The following is a 16,542-nucleotide window of genomic DNA, read 5'->3' on the forward strand; positions in this document are numbered from 1 at the left end:
CCTGGGGCATGCCCCAAATGGGCCACGTCGGGATCGAGAGAGTCTTTCCGCAGTGACCAGCCCAAGACAGACATTCATCGAGACAGCGCGCGAACTCCGTCGGCGCGACAATTAGGGCAGGAAGCCAAGCGTACGAACGTCAGGGGCCTAGGTCTTTTGATGTAGCCCATCCATACATCTAAATATCCATCAGGGCTCCTTGTTTTTGCGCTTACGTGATTGTTCAATCGAAGAAATCCGCGTGAACGGGAGCTGCCGCTCCAGAAAGAATGCTCCGGTGCGCACGAGCGCTCCTGCGATCGGAATCCACGTATGACGCTTGACCGGCCTGAGCTCGACCTTACCCGACTTTCCGGCGCGGGCGGGGCCGATGGTCGTGGCGCGTTGGCTTCGAGCCGGATTCTTCATGTTGCCTTGGCCCGCTCGGGGCCGCGATTGTTGCAGCCCGCCGAATTCGACGTCAGTCAGACTCTTGTCGAGCCGGCAGCGTCCGTTTCGAGCCTCCTTGATAAAGGAGTTGAGCTGAGGGCCGGGATCATCGTGCCGGTTCTCGAGGGTGATGGCTTGGAGGTTCTCGCATGCATGCTCGATGTGAAGCACGACATCATTCGCGGGATAGGCGCCTTCCTCAGCGAGGCGGAGGGTAGGCGCGCTGAAGGGTTGAAGTCGGAGCGGGACCGCCGCCGCTTTACTGCTTGCCGTGGACAGTTGCGCCAGATCCTCGCTTCCAGACTCGGAATCTCGCCGTCCGATGTCGAACTGGAATATGGACAGCTGGGTAAACCCCAGCTCTCGCACCGCATGCCTTCTCGCAATTTGCGCTTCAGCGTCTCTCGATCCGGAGATGTGGCAGTCATCGCGCTCTCGACCGGGCAAGAGGTCGGAGTGGACATCGAGGCAGTTCTCCCCGTGCCCGAAGCGGACGAGATCGCCGCGCTGTGCTTTTCCGCCTCCGACTACGAGTCTTATGCCGCCCTCGGTCCGGACGACCAGCTGGAAGGCTTCTTCCGGCGTTGGACCCGGCTGGAGGCCATTTCCAAGGGCCTGGGATGCGGCTTGGGATACCCCAGCTCTTGGGATGAACAGGATTGGGTTGTCCGAAGTTTCGTACCTAAAACGGGGTATCTCGGGAGCGTGGTTGTTCGGAAATGAATGGTCGTCCGGACTGGACCTTCCGCGATGTAATCATTCACTACCGGGGAGCCCAGCCCACTTGTTGGAAAGGCACGCAAGTTCATTCCAAGCCGCGCTTGTTCGAGATACCTCGCGGTCGCAGTCGAGAATACGGGAATAGCCTATGCAAGCGCAGGTGACGCAGTTTTCGGAACTGCTCGCAGACCTCGCGGTCAAGGACATCAAGGTCTGGGTCGAGGGCGATCGGCTCCGGTGCAGCGCACCGGCCGGCGCGATGACGGCCGAGCTTCGCGATCAATTGCAGGGGCGAAAGGGTGAGATCATCGCCTTTCTGAATATGGCCACGGCAGCGTCCACGCAGCAGCCTGCAATCATTCCCCTGCAGTCGCGCGGAACGCGCACGCCCATTTACGCCGTACCGGGGCATGTCGGAGCACCGTTCTCATTCTCGGACCTGTCGAAGCACCTGGGTGGCGATCAACCGTTCTATGCACTTCAACCGCCTGGCTTCGACGGACAGAGCGAGCCGATGGACCGCGTCGAAGATATCGCCGAGTACTTCGCTGGCCAGATCGTTCAGTATCAGCCGGTCGGTCCGTACATCATCGCTGGATACTGCTCCGGCGGTCCCACAGCCTTCGAACTGGCCAAAATCCTCGAAAAACGCGGGGCGGTGGTTCCGTGCGTCGCCCTCTTTGGTCCTCTTCACCCCGCCACCCATCAGGAATTGCTGCGTCTGCTGTACTTCTCTGCCTGGGGGACGATCCGATCGGTCCGGAGATCGATGGCGAAGTTGCCGACATTTGGCGCTCGTCTCCGATATTTCGGCAGTCGCCTTCGCGAGCGCGCCTTCATGCCCCTCGTTCGCGAGGAGCCTGTCACGACAGATCCGGTGCTAGCCAGCAGAGCTCTGCTCAAATCCACGGCGATGGCGGCATTTCGGCGGTACACTCCGACTCCGTACTCAGGCCGCGTGTGCATATTCCTTCCGAACAAGGCCTGGCTGCGATCGGGCGCAGCACCTCATCGATGGCGGCTCGTGGCGCCCGATGCCGAATTTTATTTCGGCCCCGAGGACTGCGACGAAGTCTCCATGCTGGAAGAGCCTGACGCACCTGCCGTCGCAGAGCTTTATCGCCGGGCAACTCAGAAGCTTAGAGATTGACGTGATCCGATTTTCAAACTTGCCGGATGGGAGCGCATTTCATGAATGAGGTCCTGCCTATCGTGGCGGAGAGCGTGGCGCTTCCTCCGCTGCAAGATGCCGATCATCGGGCGCTCGTCGTCGATTACAACGCCACGTCGGCGCGTTACCCATCGGACAGGACAATCATCGATCTCTTTCATGATCAAGTGACGCTCAGTCCTGATGCTGAAGCGATCCGCTTTGGCGATGCAATGCTGACATACCGGCAGCTCGACGAACGCTCCAACCAGATGGCTGCGCATCTGGGCTCACAGGGCGTGGGGCCGGGTCGGATCATCGTTGTCTTCATGGAACACTCCATCGAAGTCGTCGTCGCGATCCTGGGCGTCCTCAAGGCAGGCGCAACCTACGTGCCGCTTGATGCGGCGACGCCGAAAGGACGCATTGCTACAATCCTGAAAGACATTTCCAACGGGACCGGTGGGCAAACGCCGGTGGCGATCACTCAGGCGCGTCTGCAATCCGCCATCCCGCCGGAGCTTGCCGACATTTTCGTGCTCGATGCCGATTTCGGCTCGATTCTGGATCAGCCAGCCTCGGCCCGGCCGTCCGCCGCCAAGTCGGACGGCGTCGCCTACATCATCTTCACTTCAGGCTCGACCGGCACTCCCAAGGGCGTCGAGATCGAGCATCGCAGCCTCGTGAACTACATCTGGTGGGCCGCGCGGGTGTACAGTTCCGGCCAGCCGCTCGCATGGCCACTCTTCTCGTCTCTTGCGTTCGACCTGACCGTCACAACGCTCTTCGCGCCACTCATCACGGGCGGCCGGATCGTGGTCTATCTTGGTGATCCGGGGGTGAAGAACATGGTCGTGCTCAAGGTGGTCGACGACAATGCCGTCGATATCATGAAGCTGACACCGGCGCATCTCGCGATGATCCGCGACCGCAATCTTGAGGCCACGAGATTGCGCAAGTTCATTGTAGGCGGGGAGGACTTCAAGACCGAGTTGGCTCGCGACATCACGAAAGCCATCCCTCATCCTGTCGAGATCTACAACGAGTACGGACCAACCGAAGCCACGGTGGGCTGCATGATTCATCGGTTTGACGTAGAGCAGGATCGCTCTGCATCGGTGCCGATTGGCGTTCCGGCCGCTAATGCGGGAATTTACGTCCTCAGCAAGGAATATCAGCCGACCGGCCCCAACGTCATCGGCGAGATGTTCATCGCAGGCGATGGTCTCGCGAGAGGTTATTTTAATCGCCCCGACCTGACCGAGGAGCGTTTCCGCACGGCGACAGATCCTCGAGATGGCTTTTCGAGGCTGCGGCTGTACAAGACCGGCGATCTTGCCCGCTGGAGCTCGGAAGGGCGCTTGGAATTTCTCGGCCGCTCGGATCATCAGGTGAAGGTTGGTGGCACGCGTATCGAGCTGGGTGAGATCGAAGCGCGGCTTCTCAAGCAGCCCCACGTTCAGGAATGCGCGGTCGTTGCCATTCCCACTCCAGTGGGAAATGCTGAGGAAGGCGCAATCACGCGACTTGTAGCCTACTATGTCTCCTCGAAACCTCTGACCGTGGCGGAGCTACGCGCCCACCTCGCCGAAGAACTCCTGGAGTCCATGATTCCGGCGCACTATGTCTGCCTCGAACGGATGCCGCTCACGTCCAACGGCAAGATCGACCGCTCCTCGCTTCCCGAGCCGACGGCGGATAGCATTCAGCCGGCGCACGAGTTCGTCGCCCCGTCAACAGAGACCGAGAAGACCTTGGCTGCCCTGTGGTGCAATCTCCTCAAGGTCAAGTCGATCGGACGGTACGACAACTTCTTCGACCTGGGCGGGGAGTCGCTCCTGGTCGTGAGAGCGGTGGCGCGCATGCGAAAGATCTTCGGCGTCGACGTGCAGCTTCGCAACCTGTTCGAGCGCCCGACCTTGGCCGAACTGGCGGAAGTGATCGACGGGATGCGCTGGGTAGCCGATTCCAGAGCTGCTTCACTCTCGGGCGGACCACGAGAGGAAATCGAACTCTAGTCGATCGGAAGGGCCGCAAGTGATTGCAAGGGCGCCGACACGGTCCGGACCTCGAGCGTTGGGCTCATAGCGGAGCGGACGAAGATGATGGACAAAGCTTGGGTATCGGCGCAAGGACCGGAGCTGCCTTGGGCGGCGGCGGAATATGAGCTCTTACGGGACCAGGTCCGCCGCTTTGTCGAGGAGGAAATCAAGCCCTGTGCAGATCGCTGGGAAGAGGAGGGCGGCGTTCCGCGTCCGGTCCTGCGTCGCATGGGCGAACTTGGCTTCTTCGGCATCCGCTATCCGGCCGAGTACGGTGGTGCCGAGATGGACGCGGTCGCATCGACGGTCTTCGCAGAGGAACTCGGGCGCTCGACCTATGGCGGCGCCGCGGATGCAATGCTGGTCCATGCCGAGATGGCTTCCAGTTATGTCTTTCACGACGGGACCAAATCCCAACGGGCGCGCTGGATGCCGGGCATTGTGAGCGGCGAGGTGATCACTGCGATCGCCATCACTGAGCCGGATGCGGGCTCGGACGTGAAGGCCATCCGCACGCGCGCGCGCCGAGACGGCGACTCCTACGTGCTCGATGGTACGAAACTGTACATCACTAACGGCGTCTGCGCGGATCTCTACTGTGTTGCGGCCAAGACTGATCTCGCGGCAGGGAGCAACGGGATCACGATGTTCCTCGTCGAGAAGGGCACGCCGGGCTTCAACGTCGCTCGCGAGCTGGACAAGCTCGGCTGGCGCTCCTCCGATACGGCCGAGCTCGTCTTCGACGGTTGCCGCATTCCTGCCGAGAACGTGCTCGGTGCGGAGGGACAAGGCTTCTACTCCATCATGCGTAACTTGCAGAACGAGCGCCTTGTCCTCGCCGCCATGGCTGTCGGGATGGCCGAGGCGGCGATCGATATGACCCTCACTTACGTGAAAACTCGCCGCGCATTCGGAGGCGTCCTTTGGGACATGCAGGCGATCCGTCAGCGTCTTGCGATGCTTACTGCGAGGGTGGAGGCAAGCCGCGCGTTTCTCTATGCCACCGCTTGGCGCATGGCGGCGGACGATGATTGCCTGCGCGAGATCTCGATGTTGAAAGCCATCTGCGGCGAACTCGTCAACGAGGTGGTGTATGCGTGCGTGCAGTTTCACGGCGCCATGGGCGTCATGCGGGAGAGCCCGATTGAGCGCATATCGCGCGACGCCCGCGTCCTCTCCATTGCCGGCGGCGCGACGGAGGTGATGCTGGACGTGGTCGCGTCAATGTCGTGAGCCTGATGCGGATGAGTGACATATCTAGACGTTCTCGATGCTGAAGCGATAAATCCTCGGCAACATTCGCACTGACCGTAATACGGCGGTCGTTAGCCCGAGGGACGCCACGGGACTTGTTCGGCAGCATGGGCTTGATGGCGATCCATACATGATCGGCGAGTTCGTAGTGCATGATTCGAGCCCCCAGTTTGGAAGCTTGAATCATAGGGAGGCTGGCCAGAAGCAACGCTCACGCCACGCTCCGGTTGGACGTTTGCCGGGCAGAAGCGGACATCAGCCAGCGGACAATCTCCGCTGAAGCCGTCGAAAATGGACCAAGGCGGAAATTGAAGCTCTACATGGAACAACGGTAGAAACTCATTTCCATTCCTTGGAGATCCGGATCCTGGAAAACACGGGACAGACTGTTGTCATCGAGGATTTTTATTCGGAGATGAATGCTCGATGCCATGATTTCCGAAGCGCACGCGGCATGAAGATCGATAGTGTCACCCGTCTCTGTCCGCGACTTGACCGCGCATCGGGCGGCCTTCGTTTTGATTTCGTTTCCGGCCGCGACAAAGCCGCCACCGAATTCTTCGGAGTACTGCGCAAAATTGATTTGATCACCTTTCTTGATGAAAACCTTGCCGCACTGGTCGGCGCTCGTCGCCCAAGCGCCGTTCAAATCGAAGGCCTGCGCGTGCGAAGGCAGAAGAAGCGCGCCGCAAGCCAGAAAGGCGCACAACGCGGTCGATCGGCTCAGGTTGAACATATTCAGCTCCTTCAATGGACGCCATGGCCGCATCGGTCTCCGGCATGCCGAAAGTGCCAGCGGTCGAATGACGATATATACTTTCCAGGAGACTGATCTTGTCTCGATGCGAAGAGCCGGATCGTGACAACTACGACCGGCATTCGCCTGGCCCGATTGACGTACCGTCAGAGCATTATCGCATTGCGCAATCGCGAAGATAATCGCGCTTGCCCCCCGTATCATATCGGGTGCAGTATTCCTAGCAGACAATCGTTCGAGCCGCTGATGTCTTTCGGACGATAATTTCAAATCGCTCAAAATCTATTCGACGCTCAATTGCCTACCGGCTCTCTCGAGGGCGCCGGTGTGGAAATTGATCGACAGCAAGACTTCGCGGTGCTCCGGCCAGGGAGAGAAAAATGCTGCGCGATCTGAACACGATCGAACGCCTCATGAGTCTCGCCGAAACGAGGTCTTTAGTCTCGCCGAAACGAGGTCTTTGTCGGTTGCTGACCTGCAGCACGGCACCATGCTACTGATTCCCGGCGGCACGTTCCGCATGGGATTGGACGGGCATTATCCGGAAGAGGCGCCGGTTCATAGCGTCTCTGTCGACGGCTTTTGGATCGATCGTACGCCGGTGACCACCGGCAGTTTCGCGAGTTTGTCGAGGCGACCGGCCACGTCACCTTTGCCGAGATTGCACCTGATCCGAAAGATTATCCGGGAGCGCTGCCGCACATGCTCAAGGCGGGTTCATTCGTCTTCAGCCCGCCTGATCATCCCGTCGATCCCAGGAATCTCGCGAATTGGTGGAGTTTCACGTTCGGCGCCAACTGGCGTCGCCCGTACGGCAAGGGCAGTTCGATCCGTGGCCTCGATGACCATCCGGTCGTCTATATCGCGTGCCGCGACGCTGAAAAATATGCGGCATGGGCCGGCAAAGAACTGCCGACCGAGGCCAAGTGGGAGTACGCGGCGCGCGGCAGCGTCGATCGGGCGGAGTTTGCGAGGGGAGATGCGCTGACGCCGGCCGGCCGCCATATGGCCAATATCTGGCAGGGCGAATTCCCGCATGAGAAATCTCGCGAGCTACGGTTACGCGTGCACGTCTCCGGTCGACGCGTTTGCCCCGAATGGTTTTGGCCCTTTCGACATGATCGGCAATGTCTGGGAATGGACGGCCGACTGGTATTCAACCGGGCACCCCGGCGACGCACCGAAAGCGTGCTGCATTCCGGAAGACCCGCGCGGCGGGCTGGAGGCTGGCGGCTACGACCCCTGCCACCCGCAAATCCCCGCAAAGTCATCAAGGGCGGTTCGCATTTGCGCGCGCCGAACTACTGCCGCCGCTATCGGCGGATCACATCTCCGACAACGCCGTTTGAGGCCATCGTGGACATGCGGACACTGATGCTTCGTCGATGTCTGCAGTCTCCACGTTAAATTTGCGGTTCCGCGCTTTGGTTTGATCCAAGGCGGGGTTTGCCAGAGTCCGAAGCGGACATCGACGAAATTCATGAGTACGCGCCCTAAGTGTCGCCGAGCCACTGGCCGATTTCTCTGGATCCGACGACGCGTTTTGGCTGGTGCGGGTTGATCGTTCCGGCCGAAAGGCTCTTGACACGCCGGTCCTGCGCCAGCGTCCTGGTGAACTGCTTTGCCTCCTGCTCGGATTTGAAGGTCGTAGTCCTTCGCGCATGCCTTTCGGGTGGAGCGTCGCGTTCATCAACGAAGGAGACGTACCAGACGTGATTTTGCGTCATGTGGCGACCTCCGAGATTGGGTCCAGGTGCGAAAACAGGGCTCTGCCAACCTAAGCGAGTCGGTGGCCGGGTTCACGGATAAGGGAGGAAAATACGGCTTCCGTTCAAAGTGTCCCTAGGGTCTTTCTAAGTAATTCTTCTGAGCATCAGGTTTTCAGGCTGCCCGGGACGACATGAGGCATGATTGACTTCGGCCTCCGCGCTGATGGCTTTCTTTTCGTACTGCCGCGCGGATGGTCCGAGCGCTGCCTCGGTTCTGGCTGAAGGGCCCGGACTGTTGGCCCGCTAAGGCAATGAATTTCAGCATTCCTTCGTCGCCTGTTGGTCGGAAAAGCAGAAGCGGCGTCCCTCCCGGATTTGCGCGTCCAGCTCCGTCATTCTCCAAACCACAAGGTCGATGGCCGTCCAGGACGAGCCGCGAGGCGCCGGCACGCAAGGTCGATCGCGATGTTGCGAGGTGTCTTGCCGGCGATGCACTTGGCGAAAACGCGATGCACGATGTCGGCCTCGGCCTCGATGATCTCTAACTCGCTCGGTTTTGCCGACGGCGGTGGGAATGTTCGGTCGCCGGCGTCGCGCCCGTCGCGGATCACGCGTTCAAGCCGCGCGACGCCGCGGCAGGACCGGGAGCCGCAACCGCCGATACTCACGATTGACAGGCAATTATTACATGTATAAAAATATGCAAATTCATATAATATGAGATGCCCGAATGGACGCGCATCCGCTCAAGCTCAGAGTGCAGTCGATCGTTGCGGAGACGCCGGTCATTCGCAGCGTCGTGTTCGGTGTGGAGGGCGGTGCCGTGCCGGAGTGGCAGGCGGGCGCGCACATTCGCGTGTTGCTGCCGGGCGGAGGAGACCGGCCGTACTCCCTGATGGCATTGCCGGACCTGCCTGAAGGCGCTGTTGCGCTGGGGGTGCTGCGCGAGGAGACGTCGACCGGCGGCTCGCAGTTCATGCATGCCCTTCAGGTCGGCGACGTCGTCAGCGCGACCGCGCCGGTCAACAATTTCGGTCTTCATGAGGGCGCCGCGCCGGCGTTGCTGTTTGCCGGCGGCATCGGGGTTACGCCGATCCTGTCCATGGCGGCGGTGCTGAAGGCGCAGGGAACCTGGTTTCGCCTGCACTATGCCGGACGATTGCCGGGGCTGCTGGCGTTCCTGCCGCAGTTGCAGGCGATCTGTTCGGACGGCCTGACGGTCCACCACGACAGCGATGCGTCCCGCCTCGATATCGCGGCAGCGCTTGGCGAGGCGCCCGCAGATGCCCACGTCTATGTCTGTGGGCCTGCCGGCATGATCGACGCGGTGAAGGCAACGGCGCTCGCCAGGGGCATCCCGGCAGGCCGCATCCATTTCGAGCTGTTCAACGCGGGGCCGGCCAGCTCCCCGAACCAACCGTTCGAGGTCGAGGTCAAGTCGACCGGGCAGGTCATCACGGTCGCGACCGATCAGAGCATCATCGAGGCGCTGGAAGCGGCGGGGCTCGACGTACTCTATGATTGCCGGCGGGGCGATTGCGGCATCTGCCAGTGCGGCGTGATCGCCGGCGTGCCCGATCATCGCGACGTCATTCTCAGCGACGACGAGAAGGCGTCCAACAAGGTCATGCAGATCTGCGTGTCGCGTGCGAAGTCGGACCGGCTGGTGTTGGATCTCTGAGAGGAGGCAAGAGGCGCCATGGCGAAATACGGAAAGAATCCCCGCGCGATCGGCGGGCTTGTGCGCGACGCCGAGGTGCATCGCGACGTCTATGTCGATCCCGAGGTCTTCGATCTCGAGATGGAGCATCTGTTTCCCAACAGCTGGATCTATGTCGGGCATGCCAGCCAGTTGTCGAAGGCCGGCGACTTCATCACCGCCAATATCGGCCGGCAGCCGGTGGTGGCCAGCCGCCATACCGACGGTTCGATCCACCTGTTCTACAATCGCTGTCCGCACAAGGGCGTCAAGATCGCCTCCGAGCCGTGCGGCAATACCGGAAAATTCTTCCGCTGTCCCTACCATGCCTGGTCGTTCAAGACCGACGGCTCGCTGCTCGCGATCCCGCTGAAGAAGGGCTACGAGGGCACCGGCTTTGCCGACACCCAGGCCAACGACGGGCTGTCGCGGATCAAGAATGTCGTCGTCTACCGGGATTTCATTTTCGCGCGCCTGAGCGAAAGCGGCGTCGGCTTCGAAGACTATTTTGGTGAAAGCCTCTCGACCATCGACAACATGGCCGACCGCTCGCCGGAGGGGAAGCTGGCCGTCGAGGCCACGCCGATCCGCTACATGCACACCTGCAATTGGAAGATGCTGGTCGAGAACCAGACCGACACCTGCCATCCCATGGTGGCGCATGAGAGCTCGGCGGGCACCGCCATCAAGGTCTGGCAACGCGAACAGGGCAATTCCACGGAGACGCCGATGGCGGTGCAGCTCTATGGGCCGTTCATGAGCCCGTACGAGTTCTACGAGCAGAGCGGCATCCGGATCTGGCCCAACGGCCATGGCCATACCGGCGTCGCCAATTCCATCCATTCGAACTATTCGGACGTCGAGGGCTATCTCGGCCAGATGGTCGCAGCCTATGGCGAGAAAAGGGCCCACGAGATTCTCGGAGAGGTCCGGCACAACACCGTCTATTTCCCGAACATCATGGTCAAGGGCGCGGTGCAGATCCTCCGCAATTTCATTCCGATCGCGGTGGACCGGACGCTGGTGGAGAGCTGGGTCTATCGTCTGGTCGGAGCACCCGACAAGCTCTACGAGCGTGCGCTGATGTACAATCGCTTCATCAACGCACCGACCTCGATCGTCGGGCACGACGATCTCGAAATGTATGAACGGGCCCAGGAAGGGCTGAAGTCGAACGGCAATCAGTGGGTCAATCTGCGCCGGCTCTACGAGAGCAACGAAGCGCCTGACGTCACCGCCGTCATCAATGGCACGTCGGAGCGCCAGATGCGGAACCAGTTTCATGCCTGGGCCAAATTCATGACCATGAACATGGACCAGCCGGTCGAGGCCGCGGAATGATCAGCGAAAAGACCATCACCGATTTCATCTATCGGGAAGCCGACCTCCTCGACACGATGCAATGGCAGGCGTGGCTCGACCTGTTCCATCCGGAAGGGCGCTACTGGATGCCGCTGGAATGGCAGCAGCAGGACCCGGTGCTCCAGCCGTCGCTGATGTACGAAGACCTGTTGCTGATGAAAGTGCGCATCGAGCGATTGGCCGGCGAACGCACCTTCAGCCAGAAGCCAAAGAGCCGCTGTCATCACCTGCTTCAGGCGCCGCAGATCCTGGTGTGCGACCCGGCGGCCGGCGTGTTCAACGCGCGGACGTCCTTTCTCTACACCGAGACGCGCGGCGACACGCTGGAACGCTTTTCGGGATGGGCGTCGCACGATCTCGTTCCGGTCGGCGATGAACTCAAGATCAGGCTCAAGCGCATCGATCTCGTGAATTTCGACGCGCCGTTCGGCAATATCCAGCTTTTCATGTGAGTGCGCCTTGACCACTGCGACCACCGTCTACACCCGCTTCCGCGAGATCGCCCTCCGCCGGGGAGAAGCCGGCTTTCTCAACGTGCTGCCCGAGACGGCCGAGATCTACGGCATCGCGGCCGGGGAGATCTCGTACCGTGCCATGTTTGAGCGGGTGGAACGCTGGCGCGCGGCGTTTGCAGACCGCGGTTACGGTGAAGGCCATCGGGTCGGGCTGCTGCTCCAGAACAGGCCGGTGTTCGTCGAGCTGTGGTTCGCCTTGAACGCGCTCGGTGTCTCCGTGGTGCCGATCAACCCGGATCTGCGGGTCAGCGAGCTCGAATACATCATCGCGCATTCCGAGATGAATGCCGCCTTCGTCCTCGCCAAACGACGCGACGAGGTCGAGACAGCGGCGCGCCAGGCCGGCAGGCCCATTCCGGTTGCGACCAACGGCGGCGAGATTCCAGCCCCGTTCGGTGGCGCGCGGCCGGCGAACGCCGGCGACGGTTTGAGCGAATGCGCGCTGCTCTATACGTCGGGGACGACAGGCCAGCCCAAGGGCTGCGTGCTGACCAACACCTACTTCCTGTATTCCGGAGACTGGTATCGCGATGTCGGCGGATTGATCGATCTCAGAGGTGATGGCGAGCGCATGATCACGCCGCTGCCGCTGTTTCACATGAACGCGATGGCAGTGTCGCTGATGGCGATGCTGTCGGTCGGCGGCAGCCTGACGATGCTCGATCGATTCCATCCGCGCAGCTGGTGGAAATCGGTGCGCGACAGCCGGGCGACCTGCCTGCATTATCTCGGCGTCATGCCGTCGATGCTGATGGGCGCGCCGCCGACGCATGAAGATCGCGCGCACACCGTGCGGTTCGGCTTCGGCGCCGGCGTCGACAGACTGCTGCACGCGCCGTTTGAAGAGCGCTTCGGCTTTCCGCTGCTCGAGGCCTGGGCGATGACCGAGACCGGAAGCGGCGGCGTGATCGCCGCCCATGTCGAGCCCCGCAAGGTGGGCACGAGCTGTTTCGGACGTCCGGCGCCCGAAGTCGAGGTTCGGATCGTCGACGACGGCGGCAACGATGCGCCGGTGGGAACGCCGGGCGAGCTGTTGGTGCGGCGGGCGGGGGATGATCCCCGCTACGGCTTCTTCAGCGAGTACCTGAAGAACCCGGAAGCCACCGCCGATGCCTGGAAGGACGGATGGCTCCATACCGGAGATATCGTGTCCCGCGATACGGACGGCGATCTTCATTTCGTCGACCGCAAGAAGAACGTGATCCGCCGCTCTGGCGAGAACATCGCCGCGGTCGAGGTCGAGTCCGTGCTGAACCGCCATCCCGCGGTCCGGCAGGCCGCGGTCGCGGCGACACCCGATCAGGTGCGCGGCGACGAGGTCGCGGCGGTCATCATCGCCGAGAAGCCGGGGGCAGACCGCGCGCTGGCCGAGGATATCGTGCGCTGGAGCCTGGAGCAGATGGCCTATTACAAGGCGCCGGGCTGGATCTGCTTCGTCGAAAAACTCCCGTTGACCGCGACCGAGAAGATCCAGCGCGGCGGACTGAAGGATTTCGTCGCGAAGCTGATGCGCGATGGCGCGTTCTTCGATCTTCGCGACCTCAAGCGGCGGCAGGAGTGATACATGCCGCTCGCAGGGAGCCGATCATGAGCCAGACCCGCACCACACTCATCACCGGAGGCAATTCCGGGATCGGCGAGGCCCTGGCGAAAAAGCTCCTCGACGAGGGACAGCGGGTCGTTTCGGTCGGGCTTGAGAAGCCGGACTGGACCCACGATCTGCTCACCGCCTATCGCGCGGACTTGACCAGCTTGGCGGAGACCAGGGCCATTGCGCAGGAGATCTGCCGGGATCATGCGGTCGATTGCCTGGTGCACAATGCCGGCATCATCCTGCCGAACCTGCTGGCCGATGCGAAGCCGGAAGACATCTTGACGCTGGCGCAGTTGCACCTGGGCGCACCGATGCTGCTGACCCAGGCGGCGATGGAGGGGATGCGGTCGCGACGGTTCGGGCGGATCGTGTTCGTGAGCTCGCGCGCCGCCATGGGCGCGGCCACGCGCTCGGCCTATTCCGCGACCAAGGCCGGCGTGCACGGCATGGCGCGGACATGGGCGCTGGAGCTGGCGTCGAGCGGGATCACGGTGAACGTGGTTGCACCAGGCCCGATCCTGACCGACAATTTCTGGGGCGTCGTCCCGAAGGGCTCCGAGCAGCAGGAGCGGATGGCGCGCAACGTTCCGGTCGGGCGGCTCGGCTCGCGCGAGGACGTGGCGCACGCGATCAGTTTCTTCCTCGACGAGCGCTCGGACTTCGTGACCGGACAGGTGCTCTACGTCTGCGGCGGCACCAGCCTTGCCGGCCTCAGTCCCTGATCGTGTGCGGATCAGATCTGATTCTGGCGGATGTTCTCGACCATCTTGGCAAGCACGCGAGCGCATACCTCGATCTCGTCGGGATCGATACCCACGGTCAGCCGGTCGTAATTGTTCTCCATGATCGGCCAGATCTTTCGCAGCAGGGCCTCACCGTCCGCCGTCAATCCGACGACGCGGCGACGCTGGTCTTCTTCCGCGATCTCGCGCTTGACGAGGCCCGATGACACCATCGACTCGACCATGCGGCTCGCGGTCGACTGCTCGGTGACCGCCAGAACGGCGATCTCGTTGACGGTCAAGGTCTTGTAGATGAACAGGACCGACAGCGTCCGGAACACGACGTTGTTGATGTTGTGCTCGCTGAGATCACGGTTCTGATCCAGGTTCCAGCGATTGGCGAGCCGGTTGAAGAGATAGGGAATGTAGCTTTGCAGCTGGTCCCGCGTCCGCGGCGGACCGGATTTCCATCTGCTCCTGGAGTCTTTGGCCATTATGTCTTGCGACCCTGCTTCTTGCTTTCGCTGCCAAGTTTCGAGGAGAGGGACCGCAGCACCGACAGTGCGGCCTCCAGCTCCTGGGCGGGGATACCTTCGAGCCGTTCGCTGAGATGCCTCTTGTGCACGTCGGCTGCCTTCCTGAACAGTGCTTCGCCCTTCGGCGTCAGGCGCACGATGAACGACCGGCGGTCCTCGCTCGACATCTCCTTGCTGATGAGGTCGTCAGCCAGCAGGCGCTGCACCAGGCCCGAGACGTTGCCGCCGGACACTTTCAGGTTCTGCGACAACTGTCCGAGTGCCATTCCGTCCCTGTAACGGTCGAGCTGAGCCAGCACGTCGAACTTGGCCAGCGACAAGGCGAACTCCGAGCTGAGCATGGAATTCAGCGACGCAAACAGCTCGCCATGCAGGGACAGCAGTTGCAGCCACAGCCGGGTTTCAATCTGCCCGAATACGGGGGCTGTGCTCTCTTTGAGTGCTGCCGGCATCATGCAAAGCTCTTGATGGTCTGGATCACGCCGTCGAGCTCCTTGCCTTCGCTGTCCTTCAGCGCGGCTTCCCGCAGTCGGCGCGCCCAGTCGGCAGCATCGTCGCGCGGTGCGACCAGTCTGATCGCGGCCAGCGTCTTGTCGAACTTCGACAGGCCGCGGCTGTGGGTGTCGGAATAGCCTTTGACAAGGCGCCGGCATTGCAAGACCTCGACGCCCAACTGATAGTTCGCTCGCACCGCCTCTGTCGCGGCGTTGAGCCATTGGTCCCGATGGGTCGTCTCGATCGCGTGACGCAGCGAGCGGCGGCGTATGCCGCGAAGTCCGCCGACGACATAGAGCGCGAGGAACCAGGGCAGAGAGTAGGTCCGCACCCGGCGCCCCTTGTTGACGCGACGGTCGAGCCAGCCGAGCAGGCGCGGCTTGGCGCCGAGCCAGCGGCCAAAGCCCACTGGGAGCATGCCCATGACCTCTTCCATGCGGGGATGCATGAACTCGGTGGTCTGGAGCACCTGATCCTCTGACAACTCGAGTTCGCCCTCGATCCGCGCACGGCGGCCGGATCTGGTCTTGAGGTCGGCAACGCGGATGACGTCATCATAGGCCATGGCGTTGGCGAGATATTTTGCGGCGGCCTGGGTGAAGGCAAAATCGCGCCCGGCGCCGCCGGAGCTGCGATCGGCGGCGTGGAGCTCGCCGAGGATGTCGAGATATTCATCGCCATAGGCGACGTCCTGGAAATCGACGACCTTCTTCAGCCCGGCGCGGCCCATCGCCTGCACGGCCGCGGGTAACTCCTGCGCCAGCCGGGCGGCGAGGCCGGCAAGACGGGGATCCAGAGTGGCCGGGAAGGGAGCGCTGTCAGCCGCCTCCGATTGCGCCGGCGGCGCAGGGTCCGGAGATTTCGACTGCACCCGGTCGAACGCAGCCTCGAACGCGCGGACGCTGGCTTGCGCGCCCTTGTCGCCGGCGCGGATGACGTCGAGATAGCTCTCGCGACTAAAGCTCAGCACGCCGGCGCCTGCGAGCGCGCCGAACATCGCGGCCGAGATCACGCTGCCGTTGGCGATCGCCAGCGCGTTCATGTCGAAGATGATCTCGGTCTTGGCGGCGACCCCGATGGCGCCGGTCACCGCGCCCTGGTCGGCGATGCCGTTCCCCGGCGCGATCTTCTCGCCGATCGCAAACGTCCGGTGATTGGATGCGATCAGCGTGGTGCGGTCCGGCGTCACCAGGCCGCGCAGGATCGAGCGGCCGGCTTCCATGAATTCCGCCGCCATCACCACGTCGACGTCGCCGGGCGTCGGCATCAGCGACAGGATCGGCTTGCGGCCATCGAGCGGCGGCATCGCCTCGATGTAGTAGATCGTGGCGCCGGTGCGTTGGGCGACGCCGGGCACCGATGTCGACTGCGCGACCCAGCCATGGTTCTCGGCGAGCTGGACGATCCAGTCGGTGAGGACGCCGCCGCCCTGGCCACCCATCGCGACGATCGCGATCGAGATCGGCCGCTCGGTCGCGTCACCTGCGGCGGGAAGCGCCAGCTGGACCGTCTCGTCTCTCATGCCAAGGCCTTCATGTTAAGGCTTTCATGCCAAGGC

General features: G+C 62.2%; 15 protein-coding genes and 2 pseudogenes. 10 read left to right on the forward strand and 7 right to left on the reverse strand.

What is annotated here, in order from left to right; genetic code table 11:
• Nucleotides 1-189: 189 nt before the first annotated feature.
• Nucleotides 190-600 carry a hypothetical protein gene (locus ACVIGB_RS49135; protein WP_456723821.1) on the reverse strand — a complete coding sequence of 137 codons (411 nt, stop codon included), beginning with the start codon at nt 598-600 and terminating at the stop codon, nt 190-192.
• Between ACVIGB_RS49135 and ACVIGB_RS49140 the strand changes: the two genes are divergently transcribed.
• The 4 genes from ACVIGB_RS49140 (at nt 583) to ACVIGB_RS49155 (ending at nt 5,574) form a co-directional block, all read left to right on the forward strand.
• Nucleotides 583-1,152 carry a 4'-phosphopantetheinyl transferase family protein gene (locus tag ACVIGB_RS49140; RefSeq protein WP_456723820.1) on the forward strand — a complete coding sequence of 190 codons (570 nt, stop codon included), beginning with the start codon at nt 583-585 and terminating at the stop codon, nt 1,150-1,152. The genes ACVIGB_RS49135 and ACVIGB_RS49140 overlap by 18 nt on opposite strands.
• A gap of 145 nt (nt 1,153-1,297) precedes the next feature.
• Nucleotides 1,298-2,299: a thioesterase domain-containing protein gene (locus ACVIGB_RS49145; RefSeq protein ID WP_456723819.1), complete on the forward strand. Its 1,002-nt coding sequence runs from the start codon at nt 1,298-1,300 to the stop codon at nt 2,297-2,299.
• A gap of 41 nt (nt 2,300-2,340) precedes the next feature.
• The gene (locus ACVIGB_RS49150; protein WP_456723818.1) at nt 2,341-4,317 is read left to right on the forward strand and encodes a non-ribosomal peptide synthetase; all 1,977 of its coding nucleotides are present in this window, start codon (nt 2,341-2,343) and stop codon (nt 4,315-4,317) included.
• An 84-nt stretch (nt 4,318-4,401) separates the two neighbouring features.
• On the forward strand, nt 4,402-5,574 hold the full coding sequence (locus ACVIGB_RS49155) for an acyl-CoA dehydrogenase family protein (RefSeq protein ID WP_456723817.1): 1,173 nt from the start codon (nt 4,402-4,404) through the stop codon (nt 5,572-5,574).
• 79 nt (nt 5,575-5,653) lie between these two features.
• Here ACVIGB_RS49155 and ACVIGB_RS49160 read toward each other — a convergent pair.
• Nucleotides 5,654-5,749, reverse strand: a pseudogene (locus ACVIGB_RS49160) (IS5/IS1182 family transposase); the annotation flags it as partial.
• A 162-nt stretch (nt 5,750-5,911) separates the two neighbouring features.
• Nucleotides 5,912-6,331 carry a hypothetical protein gene (locus ACVIGB_RS49165; RefSeq protein WP_456723816.1) on the reverse strand — a complete coding sequence of 140 codons (420 nt, stop codon included), beginning with the start codon at nt 6,329-6,331 and terminating at the stop codon, nt 5,912-5,914.
• A 511-nt stretch (nt 6,332-6,842) separates the two neighbouring features.
• On the opposite strand from ACVIGB_RS49165, the pseudogene ACVIGB_RS49170 reads away from it, so the two are divergent.
• Nucleotides 6,843-7,759, forward strand: a pseudogene (locus ACVIGB_RS49170) (formylglycine-generating enzyme family protein).
• 86 nt (nt 7,760-7,845) lie between these two features.
• Here ACVIGB_RS49170 and ACVIGB_RS49175 read toward each other — a convergent pair.
• Nucleotides 7,846-8,079, reverse strand: coding sequence for a hypothetical protein (locus ACVIGB_RS49175; RefSeq protein WP_092125505.1), 234 nt, complete (start codon nt 8,077-8,079; stop codon nt 7,846-7,848).
• A 712-nt stretch (nt 8,080-8,791) separates the two neighbouring features.
• Between ACVIGB_RS49175 and ACVIGB_RS49180 the strand changes: the two genes are divergently transcribed.
• Genes ACVIGB_RS49180 through ACVIGB_RS49200 form a run of 5 tightly spaced genes read left to right on the forward strand, consistent with a single transcriptional unit; the run spans nt 8,792 to nt 13,953 of the window.
• The gene (locus tag ACVIGB_RS49180; protein ID WP_456723815.1) at nt 8,792-9,742 is read left to right on the forward strand and encodes a PDR/VanB family oxidoreductase; all 951 of its coding nucleotides are present in this window, start codon (nt 8,792-8,794) and stop codon (nt 9,740-9,742) included.
• 18 nt (nt 9,743-9,760) lie between these two features.
• Entirely contained in the window at nt 9,761-11,101 is a 1,341-nt protein-coding gene (locus ACVIGB_RS49185; RefSeq protein WP_456723814.1) for a Rieske 2Fe-2S domain-containing protein, read from the forward strand.
• Nucleotides 11,098-11,574: an aromatic-ring-hydroxylating dioxygenase subunit beta gene (locus tag ACVIGB_RS49190; protein ID WP_456723813.1), complete on the forward strand. Its 477-nt coding sequence runs from the start codon at nt 11,098-11,100 to the stop codon at nt 11,572-11,574. Before ACVIGB_RS49185 ends, ACVIGB_RS49190 begins: the two co-directional genes overlap by 4 nt.
• A 7-nt stretch (nt 11,575-11,581) precedes the next feature.
• The gene (locus ACVIGB_RS49195; protein ID WP_456723812.1) at nt 11,582-13,198 is read left to right on the forward strand and encodes an ATP-dependent acyl-CoA ligase; all 1,617 of its coding nucleotides are present in this window, start codon (nt 11,582-11,584) and stop codon (nt 13,196-13,198) included.
• Nucleotides 13,199-13,224: 26 nt separating this feature from the next.
• Entirely contained in the window at nt 13,225-13,953 is a 729-nt protein-coding gene (locus tag ACVIGB_RS49200) for an SDR family NAD(P)-dependent oxidoreductase (protein WP_456723811.1), read from the forward strand.
• Between the two features lie 11 nt (nt 13,954-13,964).
• Here ACVIGB_RS49200 and ACVIGB_RS49205 read toward each other — a convergent pair whose 3' ends face one another.
• The 3 genes from ACVIGB_RS49205 to ACVIGB_RS49215 are packed head-to-tail and all read right to left on the reverse strand — an operon-like array spanning nt 13,965 to nt 16,506.
• Entirely contained in the window at nt 13,965-14,447 is a 483-nt protein-coding gene (locus tag ACVIGB_RS49205) for a MarR family winged helix-turn-helix transcriptional regulator (protein ID WP_092125511.1), read from the reverse strand.
• Complete coding sequence (locus ACVIGB_RS49210) at nt 14,447-14,941, reverse strand: MarR family winged helix-turn-helix transcriptional regulator (protein WP_456723810.1); 495 nt, start codon at nt 14,939-14,941, stop codon at nt 14,447-14,449. The genes ACVIGB_RS49205 and ACVIGB_RS49210 overlap by 1 nt, the downstream gene beginning before the upstream one ends.
• Nucleotides 14,941-16,506 carry an indolepyruvate oxidoreductase subunit beta family protein gene (locus ACVIGB_RS49215; protein WP_456723809.1) on the reverse strand — a complete coding sequence of 522 codons (1,566 nt, stop codon included), beginning with the start codon at nt 16,504-16,506 and terminating at the stop codon, nt 14,941-14,943. Before ACVIGB_RS49215 ends, ACVIGB_RS49210 begins: the two co-directional genes overlap by 1 nt.
• Nucleotides 16,507-16,542: the final 36 nt, after the last annotated feature.

It is taken from the genome of Bradyrhizobium sp. USDA 4341 (assembly GCF_054063755.1).